Raw genomic sequence first — 13387 nt, 5'->3', positions numbered from 1 at the left:
TTTTTGATACTAAATAGGTAATCCGGCAGCCAAAATACGATCACGTAACTCTGCCGTACGTGTCGGATCCAACTGATTATTAAATAAAGCCCTGATCTCGGCAGGTTTGGCATCGAACTGTTCGACCATATCTTTCAAACGATAGCCGTGGCGTGTCAATGTAGGTTCCAGATCATCCAGTTTCCGCGACAGGATACTGTCGACCAATTGAGCTGTAACAGGACGTTCTCCGGTAAGATAGCCAGCTTCTAGCGCCAATGTCAGATGTTGTTGCACCTGTAGTGGTGTACGTAACTTTGTTGCCAAGATATCGATAGCATCTTCTGTCAAAATTGGCTCCCCATCGGCCACAGGGGAAGCACAGATATTCAGCAACCATTGGATATACTCTCGCTGGCTACCAGCAATGCCGTCCAGAGTGAAAATCTCTGTCCGGTAGCCGATTTCTTCCATCGTCGGCCTACGTAAGTCATTTCTCAATTTAGGATGACCGGCCAGGATAACGGATAACCGCCCGCCACCGTCCTCCACGACTTCCATCAAACGCTTTAAACCGATGAGGGTATGACCATTAAGATCATGCGCTTCATCCACAAACAGAGCGACGGGACGCTTACTTTTCTTAATCAACTCCTGCAATTCTCGTTCCCGACGTTCGCCTTGCTTGGGAATTTGTACCGCTTTATCCTGAACCAAATCATAGAACAGAGCAGAAATCAGCGTAGCCAGCTTAATGCTGCTTTTCTCCACCGACAGTGATTTGGCCACCGTCACACGGTTTTCATCTTTGAGAATTTGCTGAAGTCGTCGCAATGTGACTGTTTTACCGCACCCTACGACACCGCAAAGTGCGATAAGCCGCCCTTCAAAAATAGCGGCTTTGATATCTTTCGTCAGTTGTTTATGGCTTTCTGTTTCATAATAGCCGGCCTGACTCAGTGGGTTTACCAGACCATAATATTGCATGACCTCAACTCGCATGATCTTCTTCCTGTTTCTTTTTACGAAAATAATCTCGTACGCGGGCCAGTACAATGCGGCGTATGAGTGTTTCACTCAGTATCTGGTCAATAAAATGCCGCTCGGGAGCTGCCAATTTTGCCAATGGAGTGGCTAATTCGCTGGCGATCGCTAACTTAGCAACGATAACGTTGGCATAACATTCTTCATGTATTACTGGGAAAGCTTGTTTGGGAAGGTCGTTCGGGAGCAATTGAGTAACTAACTGAATGCTTTCCCCTGTTAACGCCGCTATGGGTAACTTGAGCTGCTGGGCCAATGTGCGAATACGATCAGCGCGTTGACTAATCCTACCTTGCCTAAATGCCCGGTAACGATTAAGTGGAATTGGCCCAGAAACAGGATAATACGGCCCTGTCCGTTCACCTTCAAACTCAACATAGAGTTCATTGTCAAACAGTCCCCACAGGAGTATCACGGTCTCCCCAGCCAAATCCGATTCAACTTCATAAGCAGTACCTTCCACCGTAACTCGTGCATCGATACCGACTTTGCGTCGCTCAGGCTCTCTGGCAAAACGACAAAACTGTTCCCAGGTACACATTTCACGGATCCCGTTGGCGGGGACGTTATCCAACCAGTCTTCAAGCCGTGAATGCGATTCAGAACGATGAGGCTGACCGTTGTAGTGGTGTAAATAGCGCCACAGCCAGGCATTTGCCTGCTGCTCTGTTTCGGGCTTATGAAAATGGTACAGCGTTTCATGAGCTTCTTTAACGGTGCGGAACGGGCGTTCCACTTTTCCTTTGGACCGAGCGGTCACACGTTCACCATCTTTCCCTGCGGGGAGGTGTGTCAACCATTCAATACCTAGCGCCAACATCACATTCTGAAAAACGCGACTTTTGGCCACGGGACCATTATCGAGATAAATCATCTGCGGCCGCCCTTGGAAAGGGAATATATCTTCGGCTTTAGATGCCATTGCCGCAAAAAGAAATCTCAATGCAGATTCGGCGTCCTCACCGTAAACACAATGATATTCCTGATAGGCTACGCCACTGCGATCATCAACCACACTGAACAGCATCAATGTCGGCTCACCTTTGTTTGGATCGACCCAATCAGGTACGTCGATGTGCTTAAGGTCGGAAGGTGACATGTCAAACTGCCAGCAGTCATTACTGCACTCAGCTTGAAAACGAACCGCTGCAGGAGGTCGATGTAGATGAGGTCGCCAATTCCCAAACGAAATGCAACAAAGTGACCCACCGGTCAGGTACGGATAAAATAGCCGTATTGACCCTGTCGGAGACCCTGTTGCATGAAGGGAAAACATTTGACTCAGCATGAGCGCTTTTACATCGAAAAACGAAAAGCTGAAGGCGTTAATCAGTCCTGCATTGCCAGAGAGCTCGGCGTCTCTCGCTCTACCCTGAGCCGGGAGCTCAGACGTAATACGGACCCCGCCTTCAACGGACTTTACTCCTCCAGACGCGCTGATGCCTTAGCCAGACAACGGCGGGGCGCCACCTCGGCACACAATGCCTGTGTCCCTCTGGGCCAGCAGACACAAGACTTTCTCCGGCAGGCGCTGGCTGTACATACCTCCCCTGAGGTTATCTGTGGGAGACTGAAAATCCAGTTTGATATCGCCGTCAGCAAAAATACCCTCTACCGCTATATCCGTTCGGACAGACAGGCTGGCGGTAAGCTTTACCTTCAGCTCCCTCACCGGGGTAAACGCTATCGCTATGATACGGGTGAGCCCGGACGCACGCCCATCCCGGACAGGGTTGGCATTGAGCACAGGCCTGCTGAGGCTGAACTCAAACAGGTTCCCGGGCATGTTGAAATCGATACGATTTTTGGCAAAGACCAGAAGTCATTCCTGCTGACGGTCGTGGACAAAGCCACAAAGCAGGTCATTATCCGTAAACTCCCCAATAAGTGCGCTGAGAGCGTCGTGGAAGCGTTCAGGGACATCGTGGCGAATACTTTCTGCGAGTTTAAAACCCTGACGGCAGATAACGGACCCGAGTTTGCGAAACATAAGGACATCACTCAGGTAACGGGCGCAAAGGTTTACTTTGCCCGGCCTTATCATTCCTGGGAGCGGGGGTTGAATGAGCATACCAACGGTCTGATACGGCGGTTTTATCCGAAAGGAACCGATTTTAATGGCGTCAGCGATGAAGATATTGCGAGACTGGAGCACATCCTCAACACTCGGGGGCGCAAATCTCTGGAATACAGCTCACCGAATGAGGTATTTTTAGAGTATCTACTCGCTGCATAACGCATGATGGTTTGTTGCGTTTCGTTCGGGAATGGGGCGGTTGATCCAGATGCCAGCGGGATAAATACCGATTTACGGTACTCCGGGTCAATATTCCTTTTGGAGCCTGAATGTGTCCCTGCTCAGTATCAACACCGTAGTCCTCCAGTAATTCAATAGCCCGGCGTGTTGAAAGATGGCGTCCCTGTTTATTCGTGGTTCTGAATTTAAGCGCGGCGACCAATTCGCAGTATTTCTCCAGATCAGGCTTAGGCATGACCCGTGGTTGCCCGTGATCAATACGGTGAGCTGCATGGGGTTTGAGAAGGTCATTTAGCGCTCGGTAAACCGATGTTGGTGACAGACCATATAGGTTAGACATTGCAGCTATCTGAGCCGCTCTTTCAGTACTTTTGCGCGGCAAACGATCCAGCCGCTGTCGCAACTGTAATAATGCATCAACCGGAATATGTTTACGCCATTCCGATGCCATCTTTATCCGCCTTACTCAGGTAGTTATACAACGTTGATTTTGAGATCCCCATCATGCTGCAGATTTCCTCAACGGTATGCTTCCGTTCCTGATGTAACTTCAGTGTCAGTGCTCGTTTGGCGGGATTAAGCATGGCGGGCCTTCCTCCTTGCCGCCCTCTGGCACGGGCCGCAGATAACCCTGCCTGAGTCCGTTCACGAGTGAGGTTCCGCTCAAATTCGGCTAATGCACCAAACAGATGAAACACCAACCGCCCCCCACTGGAGGTGGTATCGATATTCTCCTGTAGACTGTGTAACCCCACTTGAATTTTTTCCAAACGTTCAATCAACTGCAGCAGGTTTTTGAGTGATCGTCCAAGTCGGTCCAGTCGCCATATCACGACGGTGTCTCCAGGTCGAAGGGTGTCGATCAGTCGTGTCAATCCCTCGCGTTCCGAAAAGGCACCACTGACGGTATCTTCAAAAATCCGCTCACACTTTGCTTGTGTTAAAGCATCCCGCTGGAGGTCGAGATTTTGGTCATCGGTGGAAACACGGGCGTAACCGATCAACATGCTATTCATTCCACTAAGTCTTAAAATTTGAGTATAGATGGAAAATGAATAGTGGAATGAGAAAGTGAACTCCTGCAATGCGGGTTCCGGGTTAATTGGAGAACGTCATGAATGAAGTCCAATAAACGACCGTTTTTTGGACTTCTTCGTTGTTTTCAATAGTGATGTATTTAGTTATCAGATTTTATGATTTTTTATTTTAAAGTATAAAATAGTCAATTGACGCTTTTTGTTGTCTGCTCTATGTTTCAATTGTAGGGTTTTATTAACTAACGTTTATCATCCTGTAAACAATGGAAGGTGTTCAATGATGTTAAAATTAATCATGGCAATTTTCATTTTGGTTAGTGTAAATTTAGCCTATGCGAATGGGAATATTAAATTTGTAGGTACAATAACTGAGTCCACATATCGAACTAATGATATTGGAAAAAATCCGAAAATCCTTAACCGATTAAGTAAAACTAAAAATGCCATTTATTATATAGAAAATAAGTTATTTAACGTTAATACTAATTACCTTAATAAAGAAAAAACTTTCGCAGTTACTCAGATTAGTTATAAATAACGGCATGTTGAAATTTTATTAATTTTGCTGTCACGAAAGGTGCGGGTCATGTTATTTATTTGAATGATATGGAATTTTTTCATTGGAACAATAGGGGCGGTTGCCAATAGATGGTGATGATAAGTTAAAAATCTTCATTCTAGTAACAGGCAAAGCGTATGCCCCTGACTAAATTGAAACACCATCAGTTAATGATGGTGTCATATACGGATAATGAAAATTCCCAAGATACCCCCAAAGGTCATCGTATTTATTCCGTCACACTCTGACACTTATATCTATAGTAGAGTTGAGTCAGACTGGTTACACAGTATTTTTTGAATATATTCATCTTGTGAGTACTTATCGTTCCTTTACTGATATCAAATATCATCGACATGTTTTCATTCGACATGCCAGACAATAAACACGGAAAAATCTCTTTTTCTCTCTTTGTGAGTTTTGATGATTTCAATTTAGGATTTTGATAAATAGTCGGTAGCTCATTCAATAAAGAACCTTGACAATAGAGACAATTGTAGATTGCGCATTCTATTTCTAGAACGTCTGTGGTTTTACAGAGATAGACAACATCTGTTTTTTTTGAAAAAAAATAATTAACTGAAAACCCACACTCTTTAGAATAAAGAATCAGTTTTTTTTCTTTACTGCCTTGTCAATCAATTTAAAAATACGAAATTGATCTAACATAGAGACATTATCAATATCAAAAATGACTACGGGATTGAAAGAGTTTGAAACCAGAGATTCAAATTCAGGTAACGTGGTACAGACTTTAAGGGTAACGCTGAACTCGCTCTGCTGGGTAAAAATAATAGGCTCGGAAATTTGCCTTAAAGCAAACCGAATTAAATCACTACCACTGTATATAATAACATATCTCATAAATCACCTTTTACATTTGGATTATCTAACGATTAATCGAATAAACAAACAGTTAAACGCAAATAAAATATCTGGTGTGGATCAAAGAGTATGCGTTGAGACCGTCCCTGGTCTCTTTATCCATCCTGGTTTAATAGTGGTTAATCGTGAAAATAACTACCCTTTAGAACAATAAAAAATAACAGTAATGCTCAACAGCCTCAAACCATATGTGTATTAAGTTCAAGGTGATTTATCCATAATGTCATGGAGAAATTCACTTTCCCTATGGCGAGGCTAATAACACTATTTAACGTAATTTATTAATAATAGTTAATCAAAAATACCACTTTCCCATCGGCTCTTCCTGGCGAGACTGTCGATGCTGTTTGATAATATCGTGCAGATAACGGTATCTTCACTGATTGTTGACTACTGGTGAGAGATACTGTGATATTTTTGGAAAAATCCAAAAGAGACGGTGAACTTGTCGCACCATAACCCAATTGTATTCCGACGCCTTTTGCAGCTGAAGCATTAGAACTGTCGATAGCAAAAATACCATTACTCGAATTCAATATTGCTGTCGCTGGGGTCAATTTGACACTTAACGTATTATTGATAGGCTGACCCACTGTCGTAACACCACTTCCCGGCGAGGTATTGTAGGAGCTATTATTAAAATACCCATGGAAAACGGGACAGTTCGTCAGGTTAATTGATGCATCTTTCCACGGTGTGGTCGATCCAATCCCGGTAAAATATTTACTCACCTCAAAAGACCCCATCGCAACATTCACATCGGGGGTAGTGCAGGTTTGAGACACAATATTCAAGCTACCACCAAAACTGAGGTTATAAATCGGTATCGGTGTACTATTTGTAAGCGTCGGGTCCGTCGAAAGATTTAATCTCACGCGCGGCAAAAGAGCACCGTTAATCGTACCAGGAGAAACAGGGCCTATTTTTATCAGAGACAGTACCGCATTGATTCTGACGTTAAAATTGAAGAAAGAATCTCCGGAATAAGTCGTTGTGTAGGCGACCGTTGGTAATGCTTGGTTGCTCAAATCGCTCGACACAACAACCCCAATACCAGGAACCTGGGTCTGATAAACACGATTAGGGAAAGGAGTACCGCTCCAATTGGCTATCGTGGGTGTACTGGTATATTCAAGAGTTTGAGGCGCGTTAAAAGACCCCGCACCGCAAGTAAACGCATCTGTCGCGGTACCCGGATCTCTGAAATCAAGCCGATACACCACCGTTCCATTCGGCATATCAGGCCCGACAGTAATACTGGCGGGCGACAGGGTGGCAACAAAGGTCCGCGCCGGTGTAATTTTAGTGGTGCACGTCGCCAGTGCCAATGCATATTGGCTGCAACTCAATAACGCACTTAGCAAAATTAATTTATTAAGCTTATTCATATTATTACTCGCTTTGTGATCATCGAAGCAGGTGTAAATTCCAATGTTTACTTATTAACTCATCTCACCGTGATGAAAATAAAGTGAGAATATTTGTAATCGCTTAGGCACTGTTTCTAATAATAATTAATGGTAAACGTTAGCCTTCCATCGGCTCTGCCGGGCTGTACTGTCGCACTGGTTTGGTAATACCGTGCGGATAATGGAATTTTAAACGTCGGTGTACCATCATTCGCTGGTGTAAATCTCGGGGTAGCACCAAAATTAAATGGCACCGGTGTTTCGGTATTATTCCCCGAACCTAATTGAATCCCTACACCTTGAGCTGCGGGCATTTGTGTCGATGAGTTGACCGCCATAATGCCACTGGCAGAATTAATAATAGGGTTTGATGGTGTCAGTGAAACTGTAATGGTATTCGCTTTAGAGGCTCCGGTACCCTGAGTGCCATCGTTTGAGTAAAAGAAATTCCGGCCATCCTCTTTCGTCCCATAAAAATAGGGGCAATCCGTAAATTTAATACTCGCATCTATCCACGGTGTCACACTGCCGACACTTTTAAATTCGGTATTTATATTATGACTGCCCAGTTGAACATTGATATTGCTGGGTGTTGTGCAGGTACGTGAAACTATATTGATAGAACCACCAAAGTTTGCCGTCAATATTGGCATGGTAGGTACACCCTGCACATTATAATCAACCCCAACCGTGAGGAGATTAGACCCAAGCAGAATACCGGGGGTTACCGGTCCTATCTTGACTAAAGAGATGTCGAATTCAGGTGCAAAGCTGCGGGTGACGGAACCAGGGGCAGTTCCCTGGGTTCTTAACCTCGGAAACGGAGTGCCAGAGTACCAGGCAACAAAGCCAATACCTGGAACACCGGTTTCATATATTTGCCCGGGATAAGGGTTTCCATTCCAGGATGATAATGGTCTGGGTGCCAGCCTTATCACATCATTTACCGTAAAAGTATGGCCACCATCGCAATTGATCGCAGGTTGAAACGATGGCTTGAAATATTGTCGGTACAGCACAGTGCCGTCTGGCATGTCAGGGCCTACAGTAATATTGGCACCCTGAAGCTGAATGGTAGTATTTATCGCCTCCCTGCCCGTGATATAGGTGCAAGTCAATGCGTAAACTGATTTTATTGGCATCAAAACCAGACAAACCAACAGGAGCTTTTTCATGATATCACTCACTTTTTATGGTCGTGGCCCGGCGCTCGTCAGCCTGGCCCTGAGGCACACAGGTTGAGGTAAAACGCATCATCGCCGTGACTTTACCGTTGGCTAACTGTGGCGGCAGAATATAGTTCAGGTAACATTGCTGGCCGGTACCTTCACCCCAACTGACTTGCAAACGGCCACGCTCCTCGCTCACCCGCGCATAAATCTGACCACCCTGACCGACAGAACCCACCACCTGGCCTTTGGTGTCTAATACTTGTGCGCCAAACGGCACCGGCTCGCCATCTGACTGGGTGGCATTGACCAAAATTGGATACCCTTTGGTACTTTTATATTTCACCATCACCACCGCACCGGCATTCGGCGCCACTTTCTGACTGGTGGATTCCAGCTCCACGTCATAAGAGGTCCCCTTCGGATCGATGGTTATCTCATTCATCTGATAGGCACTCAGATACGGCACCACGGCATAACCCCGTGAATCAATTTTCACGCCGGAGTAACCGGACACTTCGGCCCCTTCAGCGCCCTTAGCTTCCACCACCGCAAAGGTCTCACTGCTGTACGGCGTTAATGTCACGCCACCGGGGTGGGCAATCATGCTGCCTGAAATGCCGACCGAGCCACTCTGATAGTCGCGACCGCCACCGTAAGACGCCATACTGGTGGCTTTAGAACCGCGGTACTGACCATTGACACTGCCACTGGCCCCCGAGCCGCCGTTGCTGTTCATGGCGGTTGCCCCATAACTGAACTGGCTTTGCTCGCCAGCACTGCCTGAAACCGATGCCTGTTCGCCCCAGTTGCCCTGACCATTGCGGTTCATTTCCAGTCGCATTTGCGGCACGTTCTGCTGGTCATTACGCCCCAACGGGAAACTCATACTGACCAGATAAGTATTTTGCATCTCGCCAAACCCGGAGCGGCTGCGGTTCACGCTGACGCCGTAGGTCATGCTTTTATAGTTGTTGCTGTAACCCACCTGATACTGCTGGTCACTGCCACCTTTATTCCAGTAATCCTGCAAAGAACCACTGATATACATCTGGCCCCAGCCGTCCGGTAACCCCTGATTGGCGGTCACGGTTAAGCGGTTTTTTGCCCGGTAGATACTGTTGGCGTCATAGCCCTGACGTTCGGCATCAAGGGTTTGCATCGCCGTGGCGAAATCGAGATAGCCCTGAGTCGAAAAGCGGTGCGCCGCCACACTCAGGTTACTGTTGGTTTCAGCAATCACCTTGCTGTAACTGACCTGATAGCTCTGGCCACTTTCATTGCCGTTACGCAGGCGGGTATTGGCCTGGGTCACGTCGACCGCCACCGCCCCAATCGGGGTACTGAACGCAGTCCCGACCTGCACGGCATAGTAGTCTTCACTGGCCTGCGCCCCGGTATAACCGGTAATGCTGTTATTCAGACCACGCTGATAGGTTCCCTGATAAAGACCCGGGGTAAAGGAGAGCGAATCATTGCGCACTTTACCCACCGTCAGGCTGTAGCGCTGCGAACCGGGGCGCAGCAATTGCGCCACTGCCGCAAACGGCACCTGGAAATTCTGTGTGCTGCCGTCGGCTTCACGCACCGTGACATCCAGATTGCCGCCGTAACCGGTCGGATAGAGGTCATCAATGATAAATTCGCCCGGCGAAACCGTGGTTTCATACAATACCTGACCACTCTGGCGCACGGTCACCAGCGCATTGGTGCGGGCAATCCCGCGCACTTCCGGCGCATAGCCACGCAGGGACTCTGGCAACATGCGGTCATCGGTGCTGAATTGTGCTCCAGTGAAAGGCACGGTATCGAATAACTGCCCGGTGGTATTGGATTGTCCCAGCAACACCCGGCCCAGCGCAGCCGGGACATCCCGCTGCACATAACTGTTAATACTGGTGTATTTGCTGTCACCGTCTTCTTGCCAGTTATACGAGCCGTTATGACGGAAATACCATGAGCCGAGGTTTACCCCGGTGTTAATCCCGGCAAAAGCCGAGTTAAATGTCTGTCCGTTGGCGGAGGAGCTGTAGCCATTGAGTGAATAGCCCAACATCCCTGACGTCACGCCGCTGTCCCACAACGCGGGGTTGACGGTGCCACGGGCGGTACGGAGTAACAATGCCTGGGGAATAGCGATATCCAGCCGTTGTTCGCCGCTGTCAAAAGCCACCTGGGCATCGGGGAGCAGCGACGCCAGATCAACACAGCCGTCCTCTTTTTTCAGCGGGGCCAGTGATTCAGGCGGCAATGCTTCTGTCTTGAGATTAAGACTGGCAATGACCGACGAGGATAAGCAGGCATGGACACTTTTATCGTCGCGGGCCTTAAATTCCACATTCTCATTGCCAATCAGGGTATTGTTTAAATAAATGTCAGCCCGGTAAGTGCCGGGTAACACGCTGCCCCCTTTCGAGAAGCGGCTTAAATCAATGCCGGAACCACCGTGTTCGGTATTGAGAAAGATACTGTCAAACTCGGCCGACTGGGAATGGCCAGTCTGAGGGGAGGCGTTGGCCTCAACGCTCTCAACAGCCAAAACAGTCGGCGATAAAAAAGCAGCAATAAGGGCAGCCGCCACGGGCGTTAAACGACCACTACGGGCAGACAATTCTGCAGAGAATGTGATTGCAGGGTGTTTCATTATTCAATTATTCCGTAGTGTACAGACGTATTCCGCCCCCACGAAATAAATGTGGTCATCAGCGGACGCTATGTAGGGCTGTTATTGATAAATTAAATTAAGGTTTAATGGGCTGACTCAGTTTATTGAGTGCGCCATAATCATTAATAAATTCAAAATCAACGCTATTGCCGGCGGTATTTCCCGGTAACGAAAAGGTCAGCGAATTATTAGGGCTAATCATTTGGCCTTCAACCGGCGCTGTTTTACTGCCCGTTATCCCCACCGTGACCAAAGAAACATGAAACGGTGTCGGATTGGTGGCTTTAAGTCCGCCGGGGACTTTGGTCCAGACTAAAGATTGTGCGGCATCATTAGGATTACCGACCAAACCGGTAGGACGGAAGAACAATTTAATACGGGAGCGGTAGGCCATCTGTAAATAGTTCTGGCTGCTACCCGCATCCGCTTTAGCCGGTATCTCTAATACATTTAACCAAAAAACAGATTCTTTATCTTTTGGTAACGCCGCACCGGTATAACTGATGCGCAGTGTCTGGCTTTTATTCGGCTCAACCCGGTTAATCGGTGGTGTCAGTACAAAAGGCACTTTTAATGTTTCCGGGCGGGCATTCACATCCCCGTTGTCAATCCAGCTTTGTAATACCACCGGGCCGGTGCCGGTGTTATTAACCTTTACCGTCACTTCTTTTTGTTTTTCCGGATAAATTACCCGGGTGCCGGTAATAACCACACTGGCCTGAACAGAGCGTCCGACAAATAGAATCAAGAACAAGGCTGAAAATACTGTTAATAAAAGACGGTTAGGCCCCATTCCCGAACGAAACGCAACAAACCATCATGCGTTATGCAGCGAGTAGATACTCTAAAAATACCTCATTCGGTGAGCTGTATTCCAGAGATTTGCGCCCCCGAGTGTTGAGGATGTGCTCCAGTCTCGCAATATCTTCATCGCTGACGCCATTAAAATCGGTTCCTTTCGGATAAAACCGCCGTATCAGACCGTTGGTATGCTCATTCAACCCCCGCTCCCAGGAATGATAAGGCCGGGCAAAGTAAACCTTTGCGCCCGTTACCTGAGTGATGTCCTTATGTTTCGCAAACTCGGGTCCGTTATCTGCCGTCAGGGTTTTAAACTCGCAGAAAGTATTCGCCACGATGTCCCTGAACGCTTCCACGACGCTCTCAGCGCACTTATTGGGGAGTTTACGGATAATGACCTGCTTTGTGGCTTTGTCCACGACCGTCAGCAGGAATGACTTCTGGTCTTTGCCAAAAATCGTATCGATTTCAACATGCCCGGGAACCTGTTTGAGTTCAGCCTCAGCAGGCCTGTGCTCAATGCCAACCCTGTCCGGGATGGGCGTGCGTCCGGGCTCACCCGTATCATAGCGATAGCGTTTACCCCGGTGAGGGAGCTGAAGGTAAAGCTTACCGCCAGCCTGTCTGTCCGAACGGATATAGCGGTAGAGGGTATTTTTGCTGACGGCGATATCAAACTGGATTTTCAGTCTCCCACAGATAACCTCAGGGGAGGTATGTACAGCCAGCGCCTGCCGGAGAAAGTCTTGTGTCTGCTGGCCCAGAGGGAAACAGGCATTGTGTGCCGAGGTGGCGCCCCGCCGTTGTCTGGCTAAGGCATCAGCGCGTCTGGAGGAGTAAAGTCCGTTGAAAGCGGGGTCCGTATTACGCCTGAGCTCCCGGCTCAGGGTAGAGCGAGAGACATCCAGTTCTCTGGCAATGCAGGACTGATTAACGCCTTCAGCTTTTCGTTTTTCGATGTAAAAGCGCTCATGCTGAGTCAAATGTTTTCCCTTCATGCAACAGGGTCTCCGACAGGGTCAATACGGCTATTTTATCCGTACCTGACCGGTGGGTCACTTTGTTGCATTTCGTTTGGGAATTGGCGCACAAGAATCCATTAGATATTTATTTATCGCTGCTGGGCAATAAGACCAGTTGATGAGTTCTTTTAACAATCCAATAAATGTCGAAACTCAATGTGTATGCTTGGTAGCGAAAACGATACTTTAAATATCTTTTAATAGTAGGAGTAAAGCGGGTTTCTAATATTCACAATGTCCGTACTGTATATAAAGCATTTTAGAAACTTGAAATGTCCTTATCGCTGTACTCTCTTGCTATGGATTGAAGTATACGCGATCGATTCATCTAGTAAATAGCAATATGACAGATCAATGGCCTACAATTATGGTTGATTACCAGTATTATATTCTGCAATTGATATAGAACAAGGATTTTTAGATCGTCATTATCTTAAAAAGTAACCGTTAATATTGATTTAGATCATTTCAGTAGATTATTATGTTTTTAATTTAAAGAATAAAATAATCTATTTCACTACAGAAAAGAAAATATTAATATTATTTAGGTAATTAAGGCT

9 protein-coding genes and 2 pseudogenes are annotated in these 13387 nt (G+C 47.0%); 1 reads left to right on the top strand and 10 read right to left on the bottom strand.

The genetic code is table 11. The annotated features are described in order from the left end of the window. Positions 1 to 9: 9 nt before the first annotated feature. Together ACWJJO_RS12140 and ACWJJO_RS12135 are read right to left on the bottom strand one after the other, a co-directional pair. On the bottom strand, positions 10 to 981 hold the full coding sequence (locus ACWJJO_RS12140) for an ExeA family protein (RefSeq protein ID WP_481091061.1): 972 nt from the start codon (positions 979 to 981) through the stop codon (positions 10 to 12). Then, positions 971 to 2200: pseudogene (locus tag ACWJJO_RS12135) on the bottom strand (transposase family protein); the annotation flags it as partial. The gene ACWJJO_RS12140 and the pseudogene ACWJJO_RS12135, both read right to left, overlap by 11 nt. Before the next feature lie 84 nt (positions 2201 to 2284). Here ACWJJO_RS12135 and ACWJJO_RS12130 point away from each other — a divergent pair. After that, entirely contained in the window at positions 2285 to 3259 is a 975-nt protein-coding gene (locus tag ACWJJO_RS12130) for an IS30 family transposase (protein WP_481090692.1), read from the top strand. Here ACWJJO_RS12130 and ACWJJO_RS12125 read toward each other — a convergent pair. The 8 genes and pseudogenes from ACWJJO_RS12125 to ACWJJO_RS12090 all read right to left on the bottom strand — a co-directional run. After that, positions 3252 to 3731 (bottom strand): annotated as a pseudogene (locus tag ACWJJO_RS12125) (IS481 family transposase); the annotation flags it as partial. The gene ACWJJO_RS12130 and the pseudogene ACWJJO_RS12125 sit on opposite strands and share 8 nt — an antisense overlap. Next, the gene (locus ACWJJO_RS12120; RefSeq protein ID WP_481091585.1) at positions 3712 to 4287 is read right to left on the bottom strand and encodes a recombinase family protein; all 576 of its coding nucleotides are present in this window, start codon (positions 4285 to 4287) and stop codon (positions 3712 to 3714) included. The gene ACWJJO_RS12120 and the pseudogene ACWJJO_RS12125, both read right to left, overlap by 20 nt. 818 nt (positions 4288 to 5105) lie before the next feature. Next, positions 5106 to 5309 carry a helix-turn-helix domain-containing protein gene (locus tag ACWJJO_RS12115; RefSeq protein ID WP_481091584.1) on the bottom strand — a complete coding sequence of 68 codons (204 nt, stop codon included), beginning with the start codon at positions 5307 to 5309 and terminating at the stop codon, positions 5106 to 5108. Positions 5310 to 6042: 733 nt separating this feature from the next. Continuing rightward, positions 6043 to 7149 carry a fimbrial protein gene (locus ACWJJO_RS12110; RefSeq protein ID WP_481091060.1) on the bottom strand — a complete coding sequence of 369 codons (1107 nt, stop codon included), beginning with the start codon at positions 7147 to 7149 and terminating at the stop codon, positions 6043 to 6045. Between the two features lie 116 nt (positions 7150 to 7265). After that, entirely contained in the window at positions 7266 to 8357 is a 1092-nt protein-coding gene (locus tag ACWJJO_RS12105; protein ID WP_481090520.1) for a fimbrial protein, read from the bottom strand. Beyond that, positions 8350 to 10983 (bottom strand): fimbria/pilus outer membrane usher protein, encoded by a 2634-nt coding sequence (locus ACWJJO_RS12100; RefSeq protein ID WP_481091059.1) that lies wholly within the window; start codon positions 10981 to 10983, stop codon positions 8350 to 8352. The genes ACWJJO_RS12105 and ACWJJO_RS12100 overlap by 8 nt, the downstream gene beginning before the upstream one ends. Before the next feature lie 97 nt (positions 10984 to 11080). Continuing rightward, positions 11081 to 11797, bottom strand: a complete 717-nt coding sequence (locus ACWJJO_RS12095; protein ID WP_481091058.1) for a fimbrial biogenesis chaperone — start codon at positions 11795 to 11797, stop codon at positions 11081 to 11083. 31 nt (positions 11798 to 11828) lie between these two features. Beyond that, a complete protein-coding gene (locus tag ACWJJO_RS12090) occupies positions 11829 to 12803 on the bottom strand; it encodes an IS30 family transposase (protein ID WP_481090514.1) in 975 nt (324 codons plus the stop codon). Positions 12804 to 13387: the final 584 nt, after the last annotated feature.

It is taken from the genome of Yersinia antarctica, from assembly GCF_056636475.1.
The sequence above is the reverse complement of the archived record's forward strand: the minus strand, read 5'-3'. Positions and strand labels throughout refer to the sequence as shown.